Source organism: Sorangium sp. So ce367, assembly GCF_051520455.1.
Taxonomy (GTDB): Bacteria; Myxococcota_A; Polyangia; order Polyangiales; family Polyangiaceae; genus Sorangium; species Sorangium cellulosum_B.
The window spans coordinates 9,681,351-9,705,819 of the sequence record NZ_CP150334.1; the positions used below are offsets into that span (position 1 = coordinate 9,681,351).

Annotated in this window: 22 protein-coding genes; 11 read left to right on the plus strand and 11 right to left on the minus strand. The window is 70.1% G+C overall.

Going from position 1 to position 24,469, the window contains the following annotated elements; translation table 11 throughout:
* Window positions 1-129 precede the first annotated feature (129 nt).
* Window positions 130-696 carry a hypothetical protein gene (locus WME97_RS36665; RefSeq protein WP_437544692.1) on the plus strand — a complete coding sequence of 189 codons (567 nt, stop codon included), beginning with the start codon at window positions 130-132 and terminating at the stop codon, window positions 694-696.
* An 86-nt stretch (window positions 697-782) separates the two neighbouring features.
* Here the strand turns inward: WME97_RS36665 and WME97_RS36670 are convergent, their stop codons facing one another.
* The 3 genes from WME97_RS36670 to WME97_RS36680 form a co-directional block, all read right to left on the minus strand.
* The gene (locus WME97_RS36670) at window positions 783-1,550 is read right to left on the minus strand and encodes an FxLYD domain-containing protein (RefSeq protein WP_437544694.1); all 768 of its coding nucleotides are present in this window, start codon (window positions 1,548-1,550) and stop codon (window positions 783-785) included.
* 202 nt (window positions 1,551-1,752) lie between these two features.
* Window positions 1,753-3,387 carry a DUF1552 domain-containing protein gene (locus WME97_RS36675; RefSeq protein ID WP_437544696.1) on the minus strand — a complete coding sequence of 545 codons (1,635 nt, stop codon included), beginning with the start codon at window positions 3,385-3,387 and terminating at the stop codon, window positions 1,753-1,755.
* Window positions 3,388-3,406: 19 nt separating this feature from the next.
* On the minus strand, window positions 3,407-5,167 hold the full coding sequence (locus tag WME97_RS36680) for a DUF1592 domain-containing protein (RefSeq protein ID WP_437544698.1): 1,761 nt from the start codon (window positions 5,165-5,167) through the stop codon (window positions 3,407-3,409).
* Between the two features lie 827 nt (window positions 5,168-5,994).
* Here WME97_RS36680 and WME97_RS36685 point away from each other — a divergent pair.
* Together WME97_RS36685 and WME97_RS36690 are read left to right on the plus strand one after the other, a co-directional pair.
* Window positions 5,995-6,852: an FxLYD domain-containing protein gene (locus tag WME97_RS36685; RefSeq protein ID WP_437544700.1), complete on the plus strand. Its 858-nt coding sequence runs from the start codon at window positions 5,995-5,997 to the stop codon at window positions 6,850-6,852.
* 46 nt (window positions 6,853-6,898) lie between these two features.
* Window positions 6,899-7,030, plus strand: a complete 132-nt coding sequence (locus WME97_RS36690; RefSeq protein ID WP_437544701.1) for a hypothetical protein — start codon at window positions 6,899-6,901, stop codon at window positions 7,028-7,030.
* Here the strand turns inward: WME97_RS36690 and WME97_RS36695 are convergent.
* From WME97_RS36695 to WME97_RS36715, 5 genes are all read right to left on the minus strand, one after another.
* Window positions 7,027-8,658, minus strand: a complete 1,632-nt coding sequence (locus tag WME97_RS36695) for a serine/threonine protein kinase (RefSeq protein ID WP_437544703.1) — start codon at window positions 8,656-8,658, stop codon at window positions 7,027-7,029. The two genes, WME97_RS36690 and WME97_RS36695, sit on opposite strands and share 4 nt — an antisense overlap.
* Window positions 8,659-8,853: 195 nt before the next feature.
* Window positions 8,854-10,455 carry a DUF2254 family protein gene (locus tag WME97_RS36700; protein ID WP_437544705.1) on the minus strand — a complete coding sequence of 534 codons (1,602 nt, stop codon included), beginning with the start codon at window positions 10,453-10,455 and terminating at the stop codon, window positions 8,854-8,856.
* A gap of 166 nt (window positions 10,456-10,621) precedes the next feature.
* Window positions 10,622-11,728: a hypothetical protein gene (locus tag WME97_RS36705; protein WP_437544707.1), complete on the minus strand. Its 1,107-nt coding sequence runs from the start codon at window positions 11,726-11,728 to the stop codon at window positions 10,622-10,624.
* A gap of 223 nt (window positions 11,729-11,951) precedes the next feature.
* Window positions 11,952-12,287 carry a hypothetical protein gene (locus tag WME97_RS36710; protein WP_437544709.1) on the minus strand — a complete coding sequence of 112 codons (336 nt, stop codon included), beginning with the start codon at window positions 12,285-12,287 and terminating at the stop codon, window positions 11,952-11,954.
* Window positions 12,284-12,772 (minus strand): hypothetical protein, encoded by a 489-nt coding sequence (locus WME97_RS36715; protein WP_437544711.1) that lies wholly within the window; start codon window positions 12,770-12,772, stop codon window positions 12,284-12,286. Before WME97_RS36715 ends, WME97_RS36710 begins: the two co-directional genes overlap by 4 nt.
* A gap of 407 nt (window positions 12,773-13,179) precedes the next feature.
* On the opposite strand from WME97_RS36715, the gene WME97_RS36720 reads away from it, so the two are divergent.
* The 3 genes from WME97_RS36720 to WME97_RS36730 all read left to right on the plus strand — a co-directional run bounded on the left by WME97_RS36720 (window position 13,180) and on the right by WME97_RS36730 (window position 16,404).
* The gene (locus tag WME97_RS36720) at window positions 13,180-13,878 is read left to right on the plus strand and encodes a tetratricopeptide repeat protein (RefSeq protein ID WP_437544713.1); all 699 of its coding nucleotides are present in this window, start codon (window positions 13,180-13,182) and stop codon (window positions 13,876-13,878) included.
* A 64-nt stretch (window positions 13,879-13,942) separates the two neighbouring features.
* Window positions 13,943-15,358 carry a protein-disulfide reductase DsbD family protein gene (locus WME97_RS36725; RefSeq protein WP_437544715.1) on the plus strand — a complete coding sequence of 472 codons (1,416 nt, stop codon included), beginning with the start codon at window positions 13,943-13,945 and terminating at the stop codon, window positions 15,356-15,358.
* A gap of 116 nt (window positions 15,359-15,474) precedes the next feature.
* Window positions 15,475-16,404, plus strand: a complete 930-nt coding sequence (locus WME97_RS36730) for a hypothetical protein (protein WP_437544717.1) — start codon at window positions 15,475-15,477, stop codon at window positions 16,402-16,404.
* A 44-nt stretch (window positions 16,405-16,448) separates the two neighbouring features.
* On the opposite strand, the gene WME97_RS36735 is transcribed toward WME97_RS36730, so the two are convergent.
* The 3 genes from WME97_RS36735 to ribF form a co-directional block, all read right to left on the minus strand.
* Window positions 16,449-17,426 carry a hypothetical protein gene (locus WME97_RS36735; protein ID WP_437544719.1) on the minus strand — a complete coding sequence of 326 codons (978 nt, stop codon included), beginning with the start codon at window positions 17,424-17,426 and terminating at the stop codon, window positions 16,449-16,451.
* An 84-nt stretch (window positions 17,427-17,510) separates the two neighbouring features.
* Window positions 17,511-19,613 carry a hypothetical protein gene (locus WME97_RS36740; protein WP_437544721.1) on the minus strand — a complete coding sequence of 701 codons (2,103 nt, stop codon included), beginning with the start codon at window positions 19,611-19,613 and terminating at the stop codon, window positions 17,511-17,513.
* Between the two features lie 31 nt (window positions 19,614-19,644).
* The gene (ribF, locus tag WME97_RS36745) at window positions 19,645-20,646 is read right to left on the minus strand and encodes a riboflavin biosynthesis protein RibF (RefSeq protein ID WP_437544723.1); all 1,002 of its coding nucleotides are present in this window, start codon (window positions 20,644-20,646) and stop codon (window positions 19,645-19,647) included.
* Window positions 20,647-20,831: 185 nt separating this feature from the next.
* On the opposite strand from ribF, the gene WME97_RS36750 reads away from it, so the two are divergent.
* The 5 genes from WME97_RS36750 to rpsR all read left to right on the plus strand — a co-directional run bounded on the left by WME97_RS36750 (window position 20,832) and on the right by rpsR (window position 24,463).
* The gene (locus WME97_RS36750) at window positions 20,832-21,776 is read left to right on the plus strand and encodes a ribose-phosphate pyrophosphokinase (protein WP_437544725.1); all 945 of its coding nucleotides are present in this window, start codon (window positions 20,832-20,834) and stop codon (window positions 21,774-21,776) included.
* A 214-nt stretch (window positions 21,777-21,990) separates the two neighbouring features.
* Entirely contained in the window at window positions 21,991-22,686 is a 696-nt protein-coding gene (locus WME97_RS36755; RefSeq protein WP_437544727.1) for a 50S ribosomal protein L25/general stress protein Ctc, read from the plus strand.
* Window positions 22,687-22,819: 133 nt separating this feature from the next.
* The gene (gene pth / locus WME97_RS36760) at window positions 22,820-23,491 is read left to right on the plus strand and encodes an aminoacyl-tRNA hydrolase (RefSeq protein WP_012239544.1); all 672 of its coding nucleotides are present in this window, start codon (window positions 22,820-22,822) and stop codon (window positions 23,489-23,491) included.
* Window positions 23,492-23,599: 108 nt separating this feature from the next.
* Window positions 23,600-24,139, plus strand: a complete 540-nt coding sequence (rpsF, locus tag WME97_RS36765) for a 30S ribosomal protein S6 (RefSeq protein ID WP_437544729.1) — start codon at window positions 23,600-23,602, stop codon at window positions 24,137-24,139.
* 3 nt (window positions 24,140-24,142) lie between these two features.
* A complete protein-coding gene (gene rpsR, locus WME97_RS36770; RefSeq protein ID WP_012239546.1) occupies window positions 24,143-24,463 on the plus strand; it encodes a 30S ribosomal protein S18 in 321 nt (106 codons plus the stop codon).
* The last annotated feature ends 6 nt before the right edge of the window (window positions 24,464-24,469 follow it).

A 24,469-nucleotide genomic window follows, 5' to 3' on the forward strand; every position in this document is an offset into this window, starting at 1 on the left:
CTCGCGCAGCTCTTGCCTACGGGCGACGTGGATCGCGCGTCGCCTCTGCAATCCGAAGCTCGAAGCCCTTTGCTTCGATCCACGGGAACGAGAGCTAAACCTTCTCTCTCACCATCCTCGTCGTGAACCATGAAATTTCGATTCTCAAGCTTCATCGCGGCAGCATTCGTCGCCGTCCTGTCACCGCTTTCAGGCTGCTCCGACGACCCTGACGATACCGGCACAGGAGGCGCCGGCGGCACGGATGCCGGAAGCACGAGCGCCAGCGTGTCTACCTCGAGCGCGGTCGGGTCCGGCGGCTCGGGCGGGGCTGGCTCGACCAGCGCGAGTACCGGTGGCGACGGCGGCTCGACCGGCAGCGGCAGCGGGGAAGCGCCGACGTTCGAGACGTTGCAGTTCGTCATACAAAACGCTTGTTTCGGGGCGGGTTGCCATAACGACGATATGAACCCCCTGAACTTGATGGTCGACGAAGAGCTTCACATGAGGGTGAGCTCCCACGTAACCGAGCATTGCGGCGATCTCATCAACACCGAAAATCCGGAAGAGAGCGCGCTCATCAAGATCTTGAAGGGGCCGTGCGGCGGAACTCCGCGAATGCCCCTTGAGTGCGTCAACGATGACGATTCCAAGTGCATCCCCCCCGCCTACATCGAAGCGCTCACGCAGTGGATCGCCGACGGCGCGCAGGAGTAGCCGGGCTTCGCGAGTAGCCGCCGACGGGTCGCGGCGCCCCACGGGCGCATCGTGTCAGGGGATAGCCGAGCGACCCGTCGGATGGTTCACTGCTTTCCCATCGCGCCTGCCGGATATGCGGCTTGATCAGCGCCAGGCATGTCCACGGTGTTCGTCTCGAAGGCCCAGCTGCCACCCGGCGGAATCTGGACTGTGCCGGTGGCGATCGCGACGCCGAGCGGACGCCCGACGCGATTGACCGAGAAGACCGTGACAGAGGGGTCGCTCACCGCCACGTCGAGTCCGTTGGAGAGCGTGCCCGTGTACACCGTGCCGGCGCCGCCTGTCACGGCCGTCACGTCGCTGGCGGTGAGGCCATCGATGGGAACGACGTCGAGAGCAAAGTAGGGGCACCGGTAGACGACGTACCCCACATCTTCGATCGCGATGTCCGAGGGCAGATCCGTCACCGCGGTCATGGTCACGTCACCTGGACCCACGCACGCAGCGATCGCGTCCGAGCCATCCGTGACTCGATAGAAATGCTGGGTCAACAACCCGTTGATCCCGGATGCCAGCGACTGCTGAGCCTTGTTGTAGAGCTCGACGGAGAGGGCCGCGCTGCAGGCCGGGATATCCCCGTCGTTCCTCAAGGCGGCGTAGAGCTCGGTGTTGGTCGGTCCTTTGCGGAGAGTCAGCGCGATCACGTTGAGCACGCCGTTCCCGCCGGGGAGCGCCATGATGGTGAGGTCTTCGGGGACGATGATCGCGTCGTCACCAGCGTCCCCGCCCACCCCGGCACCGTCGCTCGCCTCGCTCGAGCAGGCCAGCGGGAGGAGCACGGCAGCAGGGAGGAGGAGACGCTTCGCCAGCATGAACATGAGAAGAGATGCCCAGCCTATCGCTGCCCGCCATCGTTGGACAGCACGGAGTCGCGACGTGAGGCACATCACGGAGAAAAGCAATTTCGCGATGCCCGCGATCGCCGGCGGCGCACAAACGCAAAGACCCCTTCGGTAGGAAGGGGTCTTTGGACCCGCGCTCGTCGGGGTGTTCAGGGCCTGGCTCCGGGAGTGGTCAGGCCTTGAGCTCCGTGAACCCGCCCGGATTCTTGATCGAGGCGCCGGCGACTGCGCCCTTGCCGCCGATGAACTCTTCCGTCTTGTCGGAATAGCCGAACTTGGTCACCTCCGCGGAGCCACCCTTCGCAGGGAAGCCGTCCGCGCCCGCCTTCACGCCCATGGCGTTCATGATGTTGCAGAAGTACTTGTTGATCGGCGCGTTGCCGACCTTCGCATCGGTCCCGGTGCCCTGGTTGATACCGTTGACCTGGCCGCTGCCGTTGGCGCACTGCGACTCGCTGTTGCCGTTCGTCGGCGTCGACGCGGGGTCGACGTTGATGATCTGACCGGTCTTGAAGTAGCCGCCGCCGCTGCCGGCCTGGATGATCGGAGCGTTGTTGAGGTTGTGCGCGTTGCCGTCCGACATCTCGTTGAACCAGATAGCGACGCTGGTGTCGAGGACCGTCTGCCCGTTCCCCTGGGGGATGCTGTCGAGCATTCCGACGAGCTTCGCGAACTTCTGCGCGTAATAGGTGTCCACCTTGACGAGCCACTCGAGCGCGTTGGGCAGGCAGCTGCCGGTCATGCCGGCGTTGTCGAGGCGGTGCGAGAGGGAGTGCGACTCCATCGTGATGCCGAGCCCCTTGAAATTGTAATTTCCCGGGTACTTCAGGAAAATGACGGGGTTCGCGTTGCAGGCCGCCGCGAGCGCCGCGATGGCCGAGCTGATGTCCGCTCCATCCAGATCGCCGGAGACCTTGGTCGTGAGGACGTCGACGCCCAGGCCGCCCGACGACGCCTTCGAGGCGTTCGCGGAGGTCGCGCCGAGCATCACGCCGAGCTCCTCGCTGCACTGCGCGGAGGCCACCACGGTCCCTGTCTGGTTGAGGAGCTCCTTCCAGGCAGCGAGCTTGCGCTTGTCGGCCTGGCTCATGTCGAACCGCTCGAGCGTTTGCAGATCATCCTTCACGAGGTCGAGGATGCTCTTGCCGCGGAGCGCCGCGTAGGTGTCCGGATTCATCGGCTGCCCCGCCTCGAAGAGGCCCGTGAGGCTGCTGAAGGCCTGCGACGCGTTGAGGCCCCTGAAGATGGTCTCGGCGGCGGAGTAGGAGATCGCCGACTGAGAGTTGTCATTCTGGCCAGCCGTGGCGATGAGCAACGGCGTGCCCTGCGGGCTGAGCTGCTGGGCCATGACGTGATCCAGCGAAGGACCGACAGGCTTCGCGTTGAACTTCGTCGCCTGGTTGAAGCTGAACGGGTCGTTGCTGTTCGGGGTGACCGGCTGGCAGGTGAAGAACGACCCCACGATCTGCGTGTGGGAGTCGTTCCCCTGTCCACGCTTCATGTTGGAGGTCCACTCGTTCATCGAGCGGATGCCGCGCGGCATGAGGAGCTTCTTCGCGTAGGGAGCGAGGGACGCGAGGCTCGTCGACTGGAGGTCAGCAGCCGTGAGCTCACCCTGGGTCTTCGTGGGGAACCACTTGTTCGTGACGCACCCATAGTGGGTGAACATCACGATGAGCGCTTTCCCACCACCCGAAGCGGACTGGGCCTTTGCGTCGCGCTCCCACACGGAGCTGAGGAACGGCGCAGCCAGGGCGGCTCCGCCCAGGCCACGAAGGAAGATTCTGCGGTTCAGTTGCTTGCTCATGGTCAAGTTTCCTCAGCTTTCACGGCGTTTCGCGGACGCGCACGCGGAACGAATCCGCTTGAGTGAGATCGGCCAGCAGGTTGAGGATGCTGTAGCCACCCTCGGACAGCTTCATGTCGATCTGATCGACGACGCACTTATCTTTCCCGTTCGGATCCCGCCCGAAGGCATAGGAGACCCACGACTCGGCGTAGAGCTGCTTGGCCTTATGAAGCTGAGCGATCTCCTGCATGAGCGCGAGCGGAGAGGAGATCTCCTTCACGTTGCCGTCGCCGAAGTCGATGGTGTTCGTCGTGACGCTCGCGTCGATCGCACCACCAAGAGGATCGGTCGTCTGCAATTTTCCGATGCCGTCGAAGCCTTCCATCACGAATCCCGGAGGATTGATGACCGAGTGGCAGCCTTTGCAGCTAGCCGGCTCCGTCAGCTTTTCGATCCTAGCGCGTTGCGTTGCGAAGTCGCCGGTGACGGTCTGCATGGTGGCGCCGGGGATGGGCGGACCCGGATTGACACCGAGCAGGTACACCGAGATGAACGCGCCTCGCAGGATCGGGCTCGTGGCGTCGTAGCCCGCGTAGGAGCTCAAGAACCCGACGCGCGTCAGGAAGCCCGGCCGCACGCTGGCGTCCAGCTCCACCTTGGTCAGCTCGGTGCCGTAGCTCGCAGGATCGAGCCCGTAGATCGCCGCGTTGTCCTTGTTGACGAAGGCGACATTGCTGAGGAGGAGATCGTCGAACGAACCGCCCTCGAACGCGACGTCTTCGAAGAAGGCGTCGAGCTCTGCCTGCCAGCTGGGCTTGGCGGCGTCGGAGTACAGCGGATACGTCTCGGTGTCGTGATCCATCTTCCACCAGTGGGCGTTTCCGTTGTTCATCTGCGCCCAGTTGCGGTGGAACGCTGTCACGAGCGGCCCGGTCTTCTCGCGCACATCGATCATTCGCTGCGCCTGGGCCAGAATCTGCTCCTTGGTCTGGAGCTCGCCGTTGTCGGCGGCCGCGCTCAGCACCTCATCCGGAGCGGAGCCCCAGAGCAAGTAAGAGAGCTTCGTCGCCACCTCGTAGCTGGACAGCTTGATGCCCTGGCCGGACGCATCCGCGTCGGTCGCCAGCTCGGGGAGCATGAGGAACGAGGGCGACACGAGGAAGCCGACCAGCGTTGCCTCGGCGACCTCGGCAGGCGTCCCTGCCGGCGTAATCTGGCCCAGCTTCTGGAATCGCGCCACCTCCAGATCGGTCAGTGGGCGACGGAACGCCTTGCGGCCAAAGGTCTTGATCGTCTGCTCCAAGCAGCCGGCCGCCGCAGGGTCGCAGCTGATGAACTTGGACTTGTTCGGCCCAGCCATCACCGCCTTGGCGATCTTCTCGGCAACCTCTTGATAGAGCCGCCACGCGTCGGGGGTCATCGGGCCGTCGAAGTCGTCGACGAGCTGCTCGGACGGCAGCTTGCTGTCGACGCTGGTGACGCCAAGGAGATCCCGCACCGTGTTGTCGTACTGCCGGTTCAGCAGCCGAGGGATCTGGCTCGTGATCGGGATGCCGGGGATGCACTTCTCGGGGGGGCCGTTGTCGGGTTCGTCCGTGCCCCCCGAACCGGTGCTGCCGCTGCCGCTGCCGCTGCCGGAGGTCTCCCCGCCGGTGATCCCACCTTCGCCGGGCGCTATCTCGCCGGTGCACCCGGCGAGGAAGGTCAATGAGGTGAAAAATGTTGTCGTACCAATGTACGATAGTTGCCGTAACGTTCGCATGACCTCACTATTCCCGGTCCGCGCCGGAGTGATCATGGGAGCGGATCAAAAGTGATGGATCGGCCCGAGGGTCGCCGTCCGCGAGATCACGCGCGTCTTGCCGAACGCTTCCTCTGGAGACGTGATAGTGAAACGCCGGCGTACGAGCGGCGCCCTGATGCTCTCTTCGATCTCGTGAAGCTGCCCGATTGGCGCGCGGACGCCGAGTTCGCTGTGGAACAGCGACGCGCGCGGGCCACTGCAGGGGCCGCCAAGCGCGTCATTGCGACGCGGCGCGGCGGCGCGGTCAGGGCCATAGAGCGCTCGACGAGAGCTCGCTCGGCCGCGAGAGGCCGGCCCTTCCTGCGCGAGCGCACGGGCCTCACGAATCCAGTAGGTTCTCAAATGTGCAACCCTGGCATTCCAAGCTTCGAGTCGTTCGTGGGCAACGCGCCGCATCACCCAACGTGAGGGCCATCACGCCAATCGGGTCATGCGCTCAGGGCGGTCAATTCTGGCTCGTAAAGCCGGGTTCGCTCGCGACGTCGTCGACCCGGTTGATTGAGAAGGACGCGGCGTCTCCTTCCTCAGGGGCCTTCGCGAGAGCGGGCGCGGGGCCCCGCTCGACCGAGCGTTGGGTGGATGATGTGCGGGTGTCGACCGGGCGCGTCGAGGCGCCTGTCGAGGAGATTCGCCCGGCGGCCGCTGAGAACGCGCGGGCTACCGCGGATGAAGACTCGGTGTCGTCGTCCTGGAGTCGTGGGCGTGTGAACTTGGACACTCGCTCTCCAAGCGTCAGAAGGTTGGCGCTTGCCCGTGAGACGGTGTGACGCTAGCGTGAGCCCCGGAAGCCAGCTCCCCTGCCCATCGCCCTCTGCACAACGATGCAATCGAAGTCCTTGATCGTCATCGGGGCTGTCGCTCTTGCCCTCCCTCTCGCGTGCTCGGCGAGCCCCCTCGATGAGGGGGCGGGCAACGGCGGGAGCGGCCCCGGCAGCGGCGGGGGCGGCGGCGAGGCGGGAGCTGGATCGAGCGGCTCGGAGACGGGCGGGGGCGGCATGGGCGGGGACCCCGGCGAGGGCCTGCATTTCGTGCCGGAGGGCTTGTCCAGCACCGACACGGACGAGGACGGGGCCGGGCTCAAGCTGGTTGCCTTCACCCTGGTGCAGGGGGCGACGGGCCCCGAGCTCTACGCCGCGGTCAGAAATGACGGGGAGACCCCGGCCTGCGACGCCGGCCTGATGTTTTACTTCATCGACAAGGCCGATCAGCTCGTGACAACCTGGGGCGGTAGCTTGCTCAGCGGCCGGCTCTATCGGCTGGACGACGGCTCTGGCGTGATGATCCCCTGCATCGCCCCGGGCGAGATCGCGATGACCGGCTCAGCGGATCTCCCCGGTAACCTCGTGATCGAGGAGCTCGGGTATCTGAAGCACAGGTTTCCGGCCTTCACCGTGGACGTGGTCCCTGTCGATGCCGTCACCGTCAGCGAGGTGAAGACCGTCGGCGGGGGCGCCGGGAGCGCCTACACGGGCACGCTCGAGAACCGACTCGATGTGGCAGTGAGCGACGCCAAGATAACGGTCTTCCCGGTGAATCGAGTCGGACGGCCGCTCGGCATGGCGACGAGCAGCGCGGCCGCCGACATTCCGCCCGGCGGGTTCTGGACCTTCGAGACGACTACCGTGGACGACGTCGGCGTTGATCACGTCGCCTATCCGGCGGTTTCGGTTCCTCCGTGAAGCGGGGTGCAGGTCCGTGGGATACGGATTTGGCCGGGGCAGGCGAATGATGTGCAGGAAAGTACGCCGCCGGGGCAAGAGCTTCGGCGTCGGGGTCCTCTGCGAGGAGCTGCTCGCCGCCGGCATCCCTGTCGTCGCAGGCGCTCGCGGCGCGCGGGCGCCGCCCGAGCTGCGCTAGCAGTAGGAAACGAAGATCAGGCGGATCGTCGCCAGCGTCCCGAGCACGAACAGCCCTGCATAGAAGATCGTCCGCTTGCGCCTCATCTGCTCGGCGCTGAGCCCGGTCGTCGCGGGCTCCTCACCGGGCGCCACCTCCCCGCCGGCGTGCACCGCCGGCACCGCGATCGGCTCGCTGCCTGCCGGCGGCGCGCTCGCTCCGGAGGGCCTGCGCGCGACGGGCGGCGTGCTCGCTCCGGACGGCCTGCCCGCGCCGGGCGGCGTGCTCGCTCCGGATGGCCTGCCCGCGGCGGGCGGCCTGCTCGCCGTGGAAGCAACGCCGTTCGCAGCCTGGGCCGCGGGCAGCCCTCGCTGGAGCTCCCCCTCCGGCGTGGTCGACATCGCGTGCTGGCGCGGGCGCTGCGGAACATCGTCCGGGCCGTCGAAATCGAGGTACTGCACCGAGAGCGAGCCCGTCGCGGCGCCGAGAGGGAGCGGGGCGTCGCTGCGGCCCGCCGCAGGAACGCTGTGCCGTCCATCGGGCGATGAGGGGCGGACCGACCTACGGTCGGCGGACGTGGTCCCGACCGCCGGCGGCTTTCGCCCGAGGCCCGGCGAGCTCTGTCTCGGCGCGCTCTCGGGAGGGAGCGACGGTGAGGCGCGGTAACCGGCGCCGCTCAGCGTGCCCGTCCTCGCGATGCAGGTCTCGACGTGCTCTTTCAGCTCGCTCCGGGCCTCTTCCTCGGCGCCGTGGCCCATGTCGCGGAGCACTTGCTCCAGATCACCGGCCAGCTTGCCCGCGCTGGCGGTCCGCTTCTCGATGGAGAACTCGGTCGCCGCGTCGAGCGCAGCCGAGAGCCGCGCGCCCAGGTCGGGCAGGAGCTCGCGCGCGCGAGGGATCGGCAGCGACGCGACGCCCATGATCAGCTGCCTCTGCGTCTCGGCCTTGCGCACCCGGCTGCCGAGCAGCGCCTCCAGGAGCGTGATTCCCAGGGAGAACACGTCCGCGCGCCCGTCGAACGGCTCCCCGCGCGCCTGCTCCGGAGGCATGTACGGGAGCTTCCCCTTGAACACGCTGCTCTCGGACTGCTCGTCCGCGAGGCCCGGTATCCGCGCGACGCCGAAGTCGGTCAGGCAGACGCGGCCGTCCCGCCCGATCAGGATGTTGGACGGCGAGACGTCGCGGTGGACGACCGCGTAGCTCTGCCCTTCGTCCTCGCACAGGCCGTGCACCGCCTCGAGCGCCCTCGCCATCTCCCGGCCGATGTAGGCCACGGCGCGCGGCGAGAACGCGCCCACCTTCCTGAGCACGCGATCGAGGGCAGGGCCGTCGATGTAGTCGAGCGCGAGGTACACCGAGCCCTCGAACTCCCCGAACTCGACGAGCCGGACGACGTTCGGGTGATCGAGCCGCGCGATCACCAGGGCCTCGGCGAAGAACGACTCCCTCGCGCTCTCGCCGAGCCCTGGCCTCGGGACCAGCCGCTTCAGCGCGACGTGGCGCCGGAGGTCGGGAGGCCCCTCCTCGGCGAGCCACACCTCCCCCATCCCGCCCTTGCCCAGCATCCGGATGAGCCGGTACTTGCCGGCGAACAGCTCCGGCGGCGGATCGGACTCGGCGTTCTTGCGACGCGGGCGGGAGGCGGGCATCTCGTTGTGTGCAGCGCTCGATCTCGACTCCGTCGAGGCTAGCCCTCCTGCTCGGGGTGGAGAGGGTGCACGCAAGGCATGCCCGATCCTACCGCCGCCCGCGCGCCGCAGGAATCACCGCGTCGATGCCCGGCGCAGATACAGCCTGCGTGGACTGGGTCCCGCCTCACCGAGAGGGCGCCGCTCACGCCTCGCTCACTCCTGCGTGTGCTCCTCGCGGATCGGCTCCCGCATGGTCGTCGCCGGGAACCACTCGAAGAAGCGGTGGATGAGCTGGCGCCGCTCGGGCTCGATGTACTCGAACACGGCGCCCCGGTCGTTGATCTCCCAGAACTCGTTGCTCGTCACGGCCAGGAGCTCGGCGCGGATGGAGCGCAGCCTGTCGGGCCGCTCGTCGCGCATGTCGCGGTAGATCTTCCGCGCGAGCGCCTCCTCACCCTTCTGCAGGTAGTACGTGGCGAGCTTGACCTGCGCCTTGCGGACGCCGCGGAGCGACGGCTCCTGCTGATCGAGCTCCGCTTCCTTGTCCACCTCGAGGAAGAGCTGGAGCAGCTCGTCCCGGGCAGGTGCGTGCAGGTCGTACGCGCGCTCGTTGACCACGCAGAGATCGAACGCGACGGTCTCGGTGAGGAACGCGAGCCCCATCGCGTGCGCCGTCTGCGCGTAGTACTTGAAATGACGCGCGATCTCGAGGACCTGATCCCCCCACCCCGCCTTGAGCAGCTCCTCCGCGAGGTAGCGGTACTGGTTCAGGTTGTTGTAGGCCGCGGCGATGTCCTTCGCGTTGAGCGACCTGCGCATGTAGGTGTTGAAGAACTTCACGACGACCGCGACGGCCGCCCGGTCTCCAGCGGCGATGGCGGTCTGCCCGATGTAGCGCGTGTCGATGGCGATGCGCGTGATGAGGTCGGGCATCGCCGTGAGCGCCTCGCGATAGACCATCAAGAACTGGCGGAGCGCCTTGTACTCGAGCCAGGTCCGCGCGGTCGACAGCTTGCCGAGCGCCTCGGCGTTCATGCTCACGAAGTCGGTGTCCTTCGCGAGGCGATCGCGGATCTGGAACCAGCGCGGATCGAGCGTCGCCTTGTGGGGCAGGTACGCGACGACGAGCTCCGAGAGCGAGTCGATCGTCTTCGACGCGATCCCCTTGTCCTTCTGGTCGATCGCGTTGAGCGCCACGTCGGCGAGCTGCTCCAGCGACGAGAGCGCCGTCACCCGCCGCTCGTCGACCTCGGCCTCGTCCTCTCCGCCCGCGGGGCGCAGCGCCTGCTCGACGCCGCTCGTCTTGATCCGCCGGACCACGTTGTCGGGCTCGACGAAGTCGAACACGTACCCGAAGTAGGGCGCCATCATGAGCAGGCTCGCGGTGAGCAGCCCCATCGTGACGACGACGCCGTACGTGGGGACGAAGGCGTCCTCGGTCGAGCCGCCCCCGCCGACGCGGATCGAGAAGTTGACCCACAGCGAGAACACCGCGCTGACGACGAAGAAGCCCATCACGAGCATGTTCGTCCGGTCGCGGAAGAACATCTCGGTGATCCGCGGCGTGTAACGGTTCGCGGCGAGCTGCACGATGATGGACGCGACCGTGATGACGATGCCGAGGATGGCGGCGATGACCTCGCCGATGCCGCCCATGATGTGCTCGGCGTCGCTCGGCGACATGCGCGCGAACACCTCCCAGAGCGAGAGGTGCGCGTTCTCGTGTCGCGCGACGTCGAGCAGGTGGACGACGGCGAGGGTCGCGACGCTGACGCCCAGGAGATAGGACATCGGCCGCAGCCAGATGCGGGCCACGGTCGCGCCCCTGCGACGCTGTCGTTCGGCGTCGTCTGCGGTCCGATCGGGTCTCATCAGGTGACCGCCGCTCGGTCGACCTGCTTGCCGATCCGCCTGCCCACCCGCTCCACGCTGCCCCCCACGCACCTGCTCCACGCGTCCGCCACGCCAGGCGGCGGCCCGGCTATTTCTTCTCCGGGGGGCTGTCGAGATCTTCCGCGAGGTAGCTGAGGATCACCTCGTCGAGCGACTTCTCGCTGATCAGGTCCTCACCGAAGATCGAGGCGCCCTCCGCCGGCCGGTTCGTCGCGAAGATGCTGGCCGGGCGCGAGGCCGCGTAGCGGCCGGAGCCAGGGCCGCCCGAGAAATGCTCGACCGCGACCTGGGGCGCGGGCGGCGCGACGGGCTGCTCGGGGTGGACATTGCTGTAGACCCCGGCGCCGGAGGCCGCGGACTCCGCCCGCCGCCCGATCACCGACGCAGGCGGCGGCGGGAGGTCCTGGATCTGCTGAAAGAACGGCGTCTGTGCCTCGGCTGCGGCGCGCTCCAGCGCGTCGAGATCGAGATCGATGGACGGTTGTTCGGGCTTGATCTCGGCGGGCGACGCCGGGCGTACAGCCCTGCCGGCGAGCGGGCTGGCCGCGCGCCCGCCGCCGAGCGCCTGGAGCGCGACGGGATCGAGCTCGAGCCGGGGGCGCCCGCTGCCCGAAGCGGGCGCCGGCTCGGCCGCCGGGGCGCGCGGCGCCGTGGCGAGGGGCGCGGCCGCTGGCCTTGCGGGCTGCGCGGCGGGCCTGGGCGCCGGCGTCGGCGCGGGTGCCGGCTTCGGGCGCGGCGACGCCTCGGGCACGACGGGCGGCGTGAGGGGCCGGGACGGCGGGGGCGGCTTCGGCGCGCCCGTCACCTCGGGCGACGACGGCGACGACGCCCGCGCGGGCTTGCTCGCCTCCGGATGCGACGGGGCGGGGGCGGGGCCTGCGGACACGGCGCCTGCGGACACGGGCGGGGCGGCGGTGTCGTCGAAGAGGTAGTCGAAGTGGCCGTCGCGCAGGGCGATGAACATCGCCTTGTGCTGCTCCTTCATGAGGCCGCGAACCGTCTCCGCGAGCGAGGCCTGACCGACGTGCTCCGCGTACGAGGTCTTCGTGGTCTTGAGGATGCGCCCGCCGTCGGCGAAGAGGTGCGTGATGATGTGAGGATGGCGAATGCCCGAGTCCTCAGTCTGTATGTGGAACAACCGCCCCTTGTGCCGGACGTTGTTGTTGAAGCCGAGCAAGGGCGACGGGGCTTTCACGACAGGCAATCCGAGGGTGGGGAGGTGAGGAGATCGCGCCAGCGGGGAGCGCTCGCCACGGCCGAGACTATCACAGCGCGGCGCGCCCGGAACGATTCGCAGCGCGCCGGCGTCCCTTCACGTTCCTCCGCCGCTCTTCCGCCTTCCTCCGCCGCTCCTTCACCGTCTCCGCGGTAGGGGAGCATGTCGGGGCTGGTCCTCCGCGGACCGCGCGCGGGTCGCGTCAGGGCAGACAGCGCTCCAGGTCGTCCGCAGTTCCCGCCTGGAGGGCGCACGCCACCTCCGCCTGCGTGAGGTCGGCCTCGCAGCGGACGAAGCCGCGCTCCCCGGCGGCCGCGCGCGCCATCGCGGTCCTCTCGGCCACCTGGGACGCAGCGGGCTCGGGGTTGGCCGCGCGCAGGACGAGCTCGACGTACCGATCGAGGAGCGTGGCGCACGCCTCGGCGGACGGGCGTGGAGCAACGCGGCGGAGCGCGGCGCGCCCCACAAGGATACCGAGCACCAGCAGGACGATCGCCAGGGTTGCCAGGACGTCGGCGCGGGTCGCGGGGCGCGTCACTCCAGACACGTATCGACCTGCTCCGGGGTCGTTGCTTGCCGGACGCACACCATCGCAGCGTCGGTGATGCGGCGCCCGACGCACCTGTCGATGAGCTCCTTGCCGCGGGCGTCCCGCACCGCCGCCGTGCGCTCCTCGACGAGCTTCGGGTCGATGACGTTCTGCGCCCGGAGCTCGATCTCGGCGCTCCTCCGGAAGATGGCCTCGCACTCGTCGCGGCTGGCCGGGTGCCCGCACCCGGCCAGGAGCGGCAGGCCGGCGAGCAAGGCCAAGCATGGCGCGAGCCTGAGGACCCGACCCAGGTTGAGGACCCGACCCAGGTTGAGGATCCGACCCAGGTTGAGGATCCGACCCAGGTTGAGGACCCGACCCAGGTTGAGGTTGAGGACCCGACCCAGGTTGAGGATCCGACCCAGGTTGCCGGAGACCGTGGAGACGGAATACCGCCTCGTTTGAAGGGAAGTTGAGCCAGGACGGCGACGCATGGCCGCGACGATGGCGCCACGCTCGATGGGGCGCAACAAGGTCCAGCCGAAGCCGACAGCCCGTACTGGCGCACGGCCAACCCCAGCCGGCACCCCGCCGTCGTCCACGACCGGCCACCTGCCAGCCATGTGGCCCGAGTCAAGATGGAATCGTCGCGTATTGCTGGAACGCGTGTGCAGGTCTGTTAGGATTGCTTTCTGTGCGCAAGGCGAGCGAGCACGGTGACAGCGTGGGCGGCGCTCGATCCGTCCGTACGGGCCCCGGGGGTACGCGGCGACGCACGAAAGCGACGGCGCAGTCCGTTGCGGGCAGTGGGAATGACGCTGGCCCCAATCCTCCACGAGAGAAACGGCCGAGCAAGGCGCCGCGACGGCGCGCGCCCGCGGCGGCGCTGACCGCGGAGGAGATGTTGCGGCGCGCGCTGGGCGCGGCGACCCCGCGGTCGCGCGCCCTCTGGGCGCGGCGGGGCCTGTCGCTCCGGGGGCCGCTCGACAGGACGACGCAGGCCATGCTGCTGCGGCAGCTCTACCTCGCGTATTTCGAGACACGCCGCTTCGAGCGGGCAGCCGAGGTGGCGGAGCAGATCCTGGCGCTCGACGTGCTGAGCGATGTCGCCCACCAGGACGCGGCGCGCGCGAAGCAGGCCCTCGGGGACATCGAGGGGGCCGTCGGGCACCTCCGGCTGGCGGCGCGCACGGGGCCGGCGAGCCGGAGGGCGTTCCACTGGTGGACGCTGGGCAGCGTGTATCACCTGGCACGCCGGTACGACGAGGCCATCGGCGCGCTCACGCGCGCGGCGCGCTGGGGCACGCGGGACAAGCCGCTCTACCAGGGGCACCTCGCCGTCGTGCAGTGCGAGAGCGGCCAGCCGGTGGAGGGGCTCGGCGCGCTGATCGATCGGCTCTCGGAGGTGCCGGCGGGCCAGGGTTATGGCCGGTTCGTGCTCGGGCAGATGGCCTACTTCGACCAGCGCTGGGACGAGGCCAAGAAATACCTGGAAGCCTTCGTCCAGCGGAGCACCTCGGGGAGGGCCGCGGTCGCGATCGCGCTCGGCGCGGAGATCGAGGCGGCGCGCCGGACGCTCGCGTCCCTCGCGGAACGCTGATGCCGGCCTGAACGGACGGCGGCCTGCCGCACGACCCCGATCGCTTTGCTATAGAACCTTCGTGATGACCGCTTCGACTCGTTTCAAGGCAAGCGCCGGCGCCGCGCCGGCGGGTGTCCGACGCGGCGCGCGCGGCGCGCTCGGACGCGCGCTCCCGGCGCTGGCCGCGCTCTCCGCGCTCGCGTCCCCGGCGATCGCGCTGGCCGGCGATGAGCGCGATCTCTTCACCCGCGGTCTGGAGGCCGGCCCGCTCTTCGCCGCGCTCGCCGCGCTCGGGGGCGGGCTGCTCACGTGCCTGACCCCCTGCGTGTACCCGATGATCGCCATCACGGTGAGCATCTTCGGGGCGCGGGAGGCGAAGTCCCGGCGCGAGGCGATGCTGCTCTCGACGAGCTTCGTGCTCGGGATCGTCGTGCTCTTCACGACGATGCTCGTGGCCGCGGCGCTCACGGGCAGCCTGTTCGGCGGCGTGCTCTCGAACAGGTGGGTCATCGTCGGCATCGCGGCGGTGTTCATCGCGCTCTCGCTGTCCATGTTCGGCGCGTTCGAGATGACGCTGCCGGACACCCTGATGCAGCGGCTCTCGCAGGTCGGGGGCATCGGCTACGGCGGCGCCTTCCTGCTCGGTCTCGTGAGCGGCCTCGTCGCCGCGCCGTGCACCGGGCCCGTCCTCACGGGCATCATCCTCTGGATCGGGAAGACCCAGAACGTCGGCCTCGGCGCGCTGGTCGGCGCCACCTTCTCCCTCGGGCTCGGCCTGCCGTTCTGGCTCGTCGGCGCGTTCGCGTTCGCGCTGCCGAAGGGCGGCAAGTGGATGCTGGGGGTGAAGTCGTTCTTCGGGATCGTGATGATGGTCGTCGCGCTCTATTTCCTGAAGACCACCTTCCCGGCGCTGTCGTCGCTCGCGCAGCCCACGCCGCAGTTCATGGCCGTCATGGCGGGCCTCGTCGCGGTCGGCCTCGCGCTCGGCGCGGTGCACCTCTCCTGGGACGACGGCGGCGCCGGCGTGAAGGCCCGCAAGGGGGTCGGGATCGCGCTCACGGTGGCCAGCAGCTTCCTGCTCGTCGCGAGCCTGGATCTGCCGAAGCTCGCCTCGCCCGTCCCGTCGGCGGTGGCCGGCGAGGCCGTGTCGCCGCAGCTCACGTGGCTGCACGAAGAGCCGGTGGCCGTCTCCAAGGCGAAGGCGGAAGGGCGCCCGCTGCTCGTGGACTTCACCGCGGAGTGGTGCGGCGCCTGCAAGCAGCTCGCGAAGGAGACCTTCTCGGATCCCCGCGTCATGGCCAAGGCGGCGCACTTCGTCGCCGTGAAGGTCGACGCGACGGACGACGAGGATCCGCAGATCGACGCGGTGAAGGGCAAGTACAAGGTCGTCGGCCTGCCCACGGTGGTGCTGTACGACTCCACCGGGGCCGAGCGGAAGCGCTTCAACGACTTCGTCGGCCCGGACGTGTTCCTGGCCGCGCTCGAAGGCATCCAGTAGCGCGCTGCGCCTGGCAGCAGCGCGCCGCACACGCCGCCGGCATGGCTCAGGAGGACCGAACGCCGCGAGGAGGGAGCGACGGGCGCCACGCCCATCGCGGCCAGGCCGCCACGAACATGCGCTCCTTCCTGCTCGCCGCCCTCGCGCTCTGCGCCCTGCTCGTCGCAGGCTGCGGCGCTGCGGGGCCCACCACCGGCACCGTGGTGTTCGGGGTGACGAGCGAGCTCCGCGCGGGCGCCGACGTCGACCTGCTGCGCGTCGTCCTGCGGGCCGGCGGAGACGTGGTCCACGAGGACGCGCTGGCGCAGAAGAACGGGCAGCTGTTCTTCCCGCGGGAGTTCTTCTTCAGCGATCTCGAGGATGGCACGGCCGTGGAGATCTCCCTGGAGGCGTTCGGAGCGGAGGACGCCGAGAGGCCGCTGCTCACCCGCACCGCGTCGACCCGGGTGATCGGCGGCCGCACGCTGCTGCTCCGGGTGCGCCTCGAGCGGGAGTGCGTCGTCGCGCCCGGGGCGGCCACTTGCCCGGCGCCGCAGACCTGCGTGGCCGGCGGCTGCAGCGCCCCCGACGTGGATCCCCGGCAGCTCGAGCCCTACAGCACCTCGTGGAACGCGGGCGCGGAGCCGGACGTCTGCAAGCCGGCCGCCGGGGGCGAGCCGGTCGTCATCGTCGGGGAGGGGCAGGCCGACTACTTCCCGCTCGATGACCTCGACGAGGTCCAGGTGGAGGCTGGACCTCAAGGCGGCTACCACATCTTCGTCGCCATCCGGCTCAAGAACCTGCGCCGATCCGGCTCGCTCACCGTGGTGAACGGCATCGTGCCCGAGCTCGGCTATGCGATCGAGCCGCTCGAGGTCATCTTCACCCTGGATCCCGACGAAGGCGGCTTCTGCACGCTCGCCGGGCTGCGGTTCCGGCTGGATGGCGAGCGGAAGATCGAGGAGCTGCTCGGGAAGGTCGTGGAGGTCGAGGTGACGGTGACCGATCCCGACGGAGACGCCGGCACCGGCAGGCGCGCGGTGACGCTCTCGCAGACCATCCTGTAACCCTGCAGCGCGCGGGCGCCCTGCGCAGGCGGAGGCGCGCGGGCTCACTCGCGCGCAGCGCGCCACCGCGTCATCCAGCCGCCGGTGAGCAGGTCGAGGGACGCCTCCGCTTCGAGCGCCGCGAGCGTCGCGGCGCGGTGCTCCTCGGGGCTCTGGCCCGGATCGGCCGCGAGCGCGACGGCGCGCTGCCATGCGAAGAGCAGCTCGAGGACGCGCGCCGTGAGCTTCGTTTGCAGCTCGGCGCGCTCGCGGCGGAGGCGCTCCAGCGCGATCTCCTCGTCGGCGAAGACGATCCGGTCGAGTCGCCACGTCGCGCGGGCCTCGAGCCACAGGCTCGTGCCGCCGGACGCCGTCCTTCGCGCCGGATCGTACTCCGTGGGGGCCAGGCTCTCCGCTTCATCGACGAGCCGAGAGACGCGGAGCCGGAGCTCCGGGAAGAGCGACGACGTCCGCGCGCGCGACGCGATCGCGTCGATGCGCGCCTCGGGATCGAGGAGGCGGGATCGCCGCAGCGCCGCCTCGACGATCGCGCGGGCCATCGCCGGCGTGACCCGCACCGGCAGCGGGAGCGGCGGCTCGGCCTCGGCTGGCTGCGCGGATGGAGGCGGCTCCGGGAGCTCGATCTCGGGCGTCGCGCGCGGCGGGCTCGGGGTCGCCGGGGCAGGCTTCAGCCGAGGCGCCGCGGGTTCGGCGACGGCGGACGGTGGAGACGGCGCGCCAGGGCGGGCGGATAGCCGCTCGAGGGGGATGCTTGCGAGCAGCATGCCGGTGAGGGAGCGCTCGCCCCCTTCGAGCCGAGCGATCCCGAGCTCCACCGCGAGCCAGAGCGGCTGAGCGCTGCCCGGGGACGCGGCCCAGAGCTCGTGGGGCGCGGTGTCGAGGCGGTCCACGCGCGGGTCGAGCGCCGTGGGCTCGTCGTCGAAGGGGAGCTCGGCGCGCGCCTGCCGGGTGAACAGGGCGCAGGCGAGCGCGCCGAGGAGGAAGAGAGCGGAGCTTGCGATGGATCGGTGGTTCGGGTGCACGCGAGGTGGGTCGACCGCCGCACGTCGCGAGTTGCGTGCGCCGGGTCGACGCGCGAGTTGCGTGCGCCGGGTCGACCAGGTCGCTCAGCGGCCCCGGGAAGGCGGGCGCGCCCGGGTGGCGAAGCTCCGCCAGAGCTCCGCTCCACCGCCCAGGGATCGGCCCCGATCGGCGCCAAAGCGCGGCCCGCCGCCCGGGGAGAGACCCCGCTCCGCGCTCGTGCGCCGGAGCGCCTCGCTGGCGTGCGGTCCCGCGCTCCTACCTCCGCCCCGGAGCAGCTCGCTCGAACCGCCGCGGGTCGCCGCGACCGCCTGCGCGATCGCCTCCGGCGTCGGCGTCGTTCCTGACGGGAAGCGGGCTGGCCCCTCGCTCGCCGCGCCGCGGGTCGCCGCGACCGCCTGCGCGATCGCCGCCGGCGTCGGCGCCGTTCCCGAGGAGAAGCGCGCCGGCGCCTGGTCGGGCAACGCGAGCGTCGGCTCCGCGACGAGCGTCGCGCTGCGCCCAGCCGCGACCGCCTCGAGGCCGTGAGGTGCGGCCGCTCGGACAGCCTCGGCGACCACGTCGCCGATCGCGGCCGGCGCAGCAGGCGCCATGTCGCTGCCCGTGACGACCGCCGCCGCAGCCGCCTCGACCTCCGCGTCACCGCTGGTGACCGGCGCGCTCGACGCCGGAAGCGCCGTGCTCACCGAGCCTCCGCTCGCGCCGACCACGACGACAGGCTCGCCGTGCTCTCCGCTGGCCCCGGGAATCGACAGTGACGCCGTCCCCGCTGCGATCAGCGCCGGGGATGCGGCATCACTGACGCCGCCCTCGAGGTGCCGCTCCGCGACGTTCATCGCCGCAGTGGGGCTGCCCGGCGGGATCTCGCTCGTCAGTTCCGGCGCAAAGGCCGGTGGCTCCTCCGAGGTCTCGCCCGTCAGCGCTGGCGCAGAGGCTGGAGGCTCCTCCGAGGTCTCACCCGTCAGCGCTGGCGCAGAAGCCGGTGGCTCCTCCGCGGACGATCTGGGCGAAGCCGGCAACGCGCGTGGAACAGCGACCTCGAGGCCCACCGCGAAAGGCTCGAACACCTCGCCGGCGAGCCAGCCCGTGCACATACGGAGGTTCGCGCCGGATGGGATGTCACGCACGAACATGTCCCCGAAGAGCGCGTCGATGGCGAGATCCCGCTGCTCGACCACGGGCCGCTCCCAGCTCGGGAGCACCGCGACGACGCGGATCGCGAGCTGCCCTTCCGGGCGACGCGCCCGCGCTCGCGCGAGCGTCCTGGGACGCACTTCCCAGTAGAGGTAGATCGTCTCGTGATCGACCGCGATGCCGACGATCTCGTCGACGTCATACCGCGCCGGGAGCTCCGCCCGCTCGTCGCGCAAGGCCGCCGCAAGACCCAGCACCACCCCAGCGGCGACGGGCGACGCCGTCGCTCCGGCACCTGCTGGTGAAGGATCTCGCGGAGGCTGCACCGGAAGGCCGCCAGGCGCTCCGGCAACGGGTCCGGGCTCCCCCTGGTGCTCGCTCGCGATGGCGGCCCCGCGTGGCTCGGTTGCGCCATCGTCTCGCGCGAACGGAGCAGGGGAAGCCTCTGCGGCGGCGCTCTCCGCATCCTCCGCGTCCGCGTCCGCGTCCGCATCCTCCGCGTCCGCATCCTCCGCGTCCGCATCCTCCGCGTCCGCATCCTCCGCGTCCGCATCCTCCGCGTCCGCGTCCCGCGCTTCCACGCCTGCCCCCTGCCCGCGTGGCGCGCTCTCGATCAGCCTCTCCCGGAGCCGCCGCGCGTCCTCGTCCTCCGGCGCTCGCGCGAGGATCTCGTCGAGCATCGCGATGGCGCGGTCCGTGTGCCCCTGGGACGCATAGATCTCGGCGAGCGTCGTGGTGGACCGCGGCGGCGGCGGAGGCGGGGGCGGCGGCCACTGCTCCGGCGGCGCCTCGCCGCGCAGCGCGCGCGCGGTCTCCGGCATGTGCAGGCCCCGCTCGACCACGCGCGAGAGCAGATCGCGCGCCCGCCCGAGGAAGCCGCGGAGGCGTGCCCGCTCCGGCTCGCTCTGCGCGGTGCGCGCCACGATCTCGTCGATGAGCTCGGCCTTCGTGAGCAGGCGCGGCCGGGGCACCCCGAGCCCCTCGGCGCGCGCTATCAGCTCCTCCCGCGTCAGCCCGTCGAGCTCCCGGCGCTCCATCGCCGCCGACGCTACCACATCCGACGCTCGCTCACCCTCGCCGGACCGCTCAGCGAAACGCCCCCTCCGCCGCCGGATCCGCGCTGATCGACGCGAGCCGCGCGCGCGCCGCCTCGGCGTCTCGCGCGATCTGCGCCTTGAGCTCCGGCAGCCCGGAGAACCGCCGCTCCTCGCGCAGCCGGGCGATCAGGTGCACCCGCAGCGCCGCGCCGTAGAGATCCTCGTCGACGTCGAAGAGGTGCACCTCGAGGTTCGGGCGCGCCTGCCTCGACGCCTCGACCGTCGGGCGGACCCCGAGGTTGGCCACGCCGCGCGCGAGCGCGATCGCGCGGCCCGACGAGGTCACCCGATCGACGAGCGTCGCGTACACGCCGAACGGCGGGAGCGCCTCGTCGATCTCGTCGATGTTGCAGGTGGGGAAGCCGATCGTCCTGCCCCGCCTCGCCCCCTGCGCGACGACGCCGGACAGCATGTGCGGGCGCGACAGCATCCGCTCGGCCGACTCGAGATCCCCGCGCGCGAGGGCCGCTCGGACGCGGGTGCTCGACCACGCCCCCTCGGCGTCGCCGACGAGCGGGTGTGATCGCGTCTCGAAGCCGAGATCCTCGCCGAGGCGCCCGAGCGTCGTGAAGTCGCCGGCGCGCCCGCGGCCGAACCGGAAGTTCGCGCCGACCAGGACGACGCGCGCCGCGAGCCGATCGAGCAGCACGCGCCGCACGAACTCCTCCGGCGTCTGGGCCGCGAACGCGCGGTCGAACGTCACCGCGTCGACCCGGATCGCCGGCTGCACGCGCTGGATGAGCTCGATCTTGCGCGGCAGCGCCGTCAGCGTCGCCGGCGGGGTCCGGCCGAGGACGCTCGCGGGGTGCGGCGCGAACGTGAGCGCCACCGGCTCGAGCCCCCGCCGCTCCGCGTCCAGCGCCGCGTCGGCGAGCAGCGCCTGGTGCCCCAGATGAACGCCGTCGAAATTGCCGATGATCACCAGGCTGCCCCGCGGCCCGGCCGCGGCGCGCCCGCCCTGCCCGGAAGCGGCGGCAGCAAAATACTCCACGGCCGCTACCTAACCCGAAGCAGCGCCGAACGAAATGCGGGTGGACGCAGGCGAGAACGCAGGTGAGCGCAGCGCCGCTCGTCACGATACGCACGTACAGCCAAGCGATCGCTGTACAGAGTCGCTTGACGTGCCCATGTCCGACTGATAGAGCCGCGCTCCCCTAAATGGGCTGGAGGCGCGCCGTGTTCAAGAGAGTCAGTATCTTCTCCGGCAACGCCAATTTCCCGCTTACCCAGGAAATCTGTCAGGTCCTGGAGCAACCGATGGGGAAGTCGCGCGTGTCGCGCTTCTCGGACGGCGAGACGTTCTGCGTCATCCAGGAGAACGTCCGAGGCGTCGACACCTACGTCGTGCAGCCCACCTGCTCGCCGGTCAACGACAGCGTGATGGAGCTCCTGATCATGGTCGACGCGCTCCGCCGCGCCTCGGCCGGCTCCATCACGGCGGTCATCCCCTACTACGGTTATGCCAGGCAGGACCGGAAGGTCGCGCCGCGGACGCCGATCACCTCGAAGCTCGTCGCCGACCTCATCGTCGCCGCCGGGGTGAACCGGATCGTCGCGCTCGACCTGCACGCCGGGCAGATCCAGGGGTTCTTCAACATCCCGTTCGACCACCTGTTCGCGATGCCCGCGCTGCTGGAGCACCACCTCCGCGAGCACTACGGCAAGGACGTTGTCATCGTCTCCCCGGACGCGGGCGGCGTGGAGCGGGCCCGCGCCTACTCGAAGCGCCTCCAGGGCACGCTCGCGATCATCGACAAGCGCCGCGAGCGGGCGAACGAGAGCGAGGTCATGAACATCATCGGCGAGGTGGCCGGCAAGCACTGCCTCATCCTCGACGACCTCATCGACACCGCCGGCACCCTGGTGAACGCGGCCAACGCCCTGATGAAGCAGGGCGCCAAGAGCGTCGCCGCCTGCGCCACGCACCCGGTCCTGTCCGGGCCGGCGGTCGAGCGCATCAAGGACTCGCCCCTCACCGAGGTCGTTGTGACGAACTCGATCCCGCTCTCGGACGAGGCGAGGGCCTCCGGTAAATTCAAGGTCGTCTCGGTGGCGCGGCTGCTCGCCGAGGCGATCCGCCGCATCCATCACTCGGACTCGGTGAGCTCGCTCTTCGTCTGACCGGCCGCGCGCGTTCGGCGGCGGGACGCACCGGCGACGCAGGTCGCCCGCGCCCCCTCGCCAGGACACACCAGAGAACTCACAAAAGACACAAAACGCGCCCTCCGTCGACGAAGGCTCGACTTCCTCTTCTCCGTTCTGCTATAGCGCCGCACCCTACGCCGGGGTCGAACCGCGCACCGCGGACCCCCGGATCACTTCTGGAGCCGTCGTCATGGACATCATCAAGCTCAACGCCACGAGGCGCGAGGATAGCGGCAAGAGCGCGTCGAGCCGCCTGCGCCGCGCCGGACAGATTCCCGCCATCGCCTACGGGCGCGAGCTCGCGCCGCAGTCGGTCGCCATCTCGCCGAAGGCGCTCCTTCAGGTGCTCGGCTCCGATCACGGCAAGAACTCCGTGGTCGAGCTGGCCATCGAGAACGGCCAGACGCTCACCGTCATGGTGCGCGACTACGACTACCACCCCATCTCGCGGGAGCTCGTCCACGCCGACTTCATCCAGGTGAAGCTCGACCAGCCCGTCGACGTGCAGATCCCCTTCCGCTGCGTGGGCAAGCCGAAGGGCGTGGTCACCGGCGGCGTGCTCCAGCAGATCTTCCGCACGATCCCCGTGCGCTGCCTGCCGGAGAAGATCCCGTCGTTCCTCGAGATCGACGTGACCGAGCTCGACCTGGGCGACTCGTACAAGGCCAGCGGGCTGAAGCTGCCGGAGGGCGTGAAGACGCTCCTCGCGGACGACCAGACGATCGCCGTCGTCAACGCGCCCGAGAAGGCTGGCCCCGAGGAAGAGGCGAAGCCCGCCGCTGGCGCGCCTGCCGCTGGCGCGGCCGCTGCGCCTGCCGCTGGCGCGGCCGCTCCCGCGAAGGGCGCGGCGGCCCCCGCGGGCGGCGACAAGAAGGACAAGAAGTAATCCGGGAGCGGGCCGCCTCGCGCCTCCGCACTGCGAGGCGCGCGCGGCCCGCCCTGCCCCGCTCCTCGCCTGCCTCACCTGCCTCGCCTACCTCACCTGCCCCATTCCAGGGACTCAGCAGAACCAGCTCGTCATGCTGCTCGTGGTCGGCCTGGGGAACCCCGGCAAGGAATACGCTGCTCACCGGCACAACGTCGGCTTCATGGCCATCGACGCGCTGGCCGACGAGGTCCGGGCCGATCCGTTCCGCGAGAAGTTCTCGGGCGTCCACGCGCGGGCAGAGATCGCCGGGCAGCAGGCGATCCTGCTCAAGCCGATGACCTACATGAACGAGTCGGGGCGCAGCGTGCAGCCGGCGATGGCCTTCTTCAAGGTCGCGCCCTCCGAGCTGATCGTGCTCCACGACGAGCTCGACCTGCCGTTCGGCACGGTTCGCCTCAAGGTCGGCGGCGGGCACGCGGGGCACAACGGGCTTCGCTCGATCATCTCGCACGGCGGGACGGGCAACTTCGGGCGCGTCCGCCTCGGGGTAGGACGGCCGCCGGCGGGTTTCCGGGGCGAGGTCGCGGATTACGTCCTGTCGGGGTTCGACGCCGTCGAGCGCGCGAGCCTGCCCGACTGCTTGAAGCAAGCTGTCCAAAGTGTGCTAGAAGTCGCCGCCCGCGGCTTCGAGGCCGCGATGAACGTCCGAAACACCCGGCCCAAGCCGGGCAAGAGGCAGAAGGGCGAGGGGGATGGGTCGACGGATCCAGCCCCCGCCGCGAAGGAAGGGAAGGGTCCCCTCCCCCCGACGCAGAAGCCCTGATCCTCTACGGGACAGCCTGCCGAGCTCGCCGGTGCGTCGCTCGACAGGCTGTTCCTTTCCTCGCTCCGGGGCGCCGCCCCGGGGCCATTGGCCGAGAGGGAAGACTGAATGAGCCGACAGGTAACGGCGCCCGGGCGCGCCAGAGAGTACGAAACGATCTACATCCTGCGACCTGACATCGACGCCGACGGCGCCGAGCGGATCGGGTCGCGCCTCGCCGAGGTCGTCGGCCGCGAGTCGGGCCGGCTGACCAAGGTCGAGACCTGGGGGCGCCGCCGCCTCGCGTACGACATCGCCAAGCACCGCCGCGGCGTTTACGTGTACCTGAAGTACCTCGGGGGCGGGAAGGTCGTCTCCGAGATCGAGCGCAACCTGCGCCTCTCCGACGGCGTGCTGAAGTACCAGACGGTGCTCGTGCGCAACGACGTCGAGGTCGAGGGCGTCACGATCGCCGACGAGGACGTGAAGTTCGAGCGCCTCGAGCTCACGCCGCTGGAGGACGACCGCGACGATTCGCGCGAGCGCCAGCTCGGCCTGATCGAGCCGGAGCGCCGCATCGACCGGAGCTCCGAGCAGGCCCCGGCGGGCGATCTCGACGATGCCGAAGAGGCTGAGGCGGAAGGCGCCGCCGACGAGGAGGAGAGCTGAGCTATGAACGGCCGCAACAACGACATGGGCCGCAACGGCGGCGCTGACTACGACGATCGCGACTTCGGGCGCACGCCCGACCTGAACGCCGACGCCCCTGGGCGCCGCCGCACGGGCCGGAAGCGCGTCTGCCGCTACTGCGCGGACAAGGCGCTGGTCATCGACTACAAGGACCCGCAGGCGCTCAAGTACTTCATCTCGGAGCGCGGCAAGGTCGTCCCGCGCCGCATCAGCGGCAACTGCGCGCGCCACCAGCGCAAGGTGACCCTCTCGATCAAGCGCGCGCGCAACATCGCGCTCTTGCCGTTCACCGTCACGGCGTAGGAGGTC

Excerpts from the sequence above, each read along its gene's own strand:
- WME97_RS36665 (WP_437544692.1), top strand. The coding sequence starts at position 130 with ATGAAATTTCGATTCTCAAGCTTCATCGCGGCAGCATTCGTCGCCGTC.
- WME97_RS36670 (WP_437544694.1), bottom strand. The coding sequence starts at position 1,550 with ATGCTGGCGAAGCGTCTCCTCCTCCCTGCTGCCGTGCTCCTCCCGCTG.
- WME97_RS36675 (WP_437544696.1), bottom strand. The coding sequence starts at position 3,387 with ATGAGCAAGCAACTGAACCGCAGAATCTTCCTTCGTGGCCTGGGCGGA.
- WME97_RS36680 (WP_437544698.1), bottom strand. The coding sequence starts at position 5,167 with ATGATCACTCCGGCGCGGACCGGGAATAGTGAGGTCATGCGAACGTTA.
- WME97_RS36685 (WP_437544700.1), top strand. The coding sequence starts at position 5,995 with ATGCAATCGAAGTCCTTGATCGTCATCGGGGCTGTCGCTCTTGCCCTC.
- WME97_RS36690 (WP_437544701.1), top strand. The coding sequence starts at position 6,899 with ATGATGTGCAGGAAAGTACGCCGCCGGGGCAAGAGCTTCGGCGTCGGG.
- WME97_RS36695 (WP_437544703.1), bottom strand. The coding sequence starts at position 8,658 with ATGCCCGCCTCCCGCCCGCGTCGCAAGAACGCCGAGTCCGATCCGCCG.
- WME97_RS36715 (WP_437544711.1), bottom strand. The coding sequence starts at position 12,772 with ATGCGTCGCCGTCCTGGCTCAACTTCCCTTCAAACGAGGCGGTATTCC.
- WME97_RS36720 (WP_437544713.1), top strand. The coding sequence starts at position 13,180 with ATGTTGCGGCGCGCGCTGGGCGCGGCGACCCCGCGGTCGCGCGCCCTC.
- WME97_RS36725 (WP_437544715.1), top strand. The coding sequence starts at position 13,943 with ATGACCGCTTCGACTCGTTTCAAGGCAAGCGCCGGCGCCGCGCCGGCG.
- WME97_RS36730 (WP_437544717.1), top strand. The coding sequence starts at position 15,475 with ATGCGCTCCTTCCTGCTCGCCGCCCTCGCGCTCTGCGCCCTGCTCGTC.
- WME97_RS36755 (WP_437544727.1), top strand. The coding sequence starts at position 21,991 with ATGGACATCATCAAGCTCAACGCCACGAGGCGCGAGGATAGCGGCAAG.
- pth (WP_012239544.1), top strand. The coding sequence starts at position 22,820 with ATGCTGCTCGTGGTCGGCCTGGGGAACCCCGGCAAGGAATACGCTGCT.
- rpsF (WP_437544729.1), top strand. The coding sequence starts at position 23,600 with ATGAGCCGACAGGTAACGGCGCCCGGGCGCGCCAGAGAGTACGAAACG.
- rpsR (WP_012239546.1), top strand. The coding sequence starts at position 24,143 with ATGAACGGCCGCAACAACGACATGGGCCGCAACGGCGGCGCTGACTAC.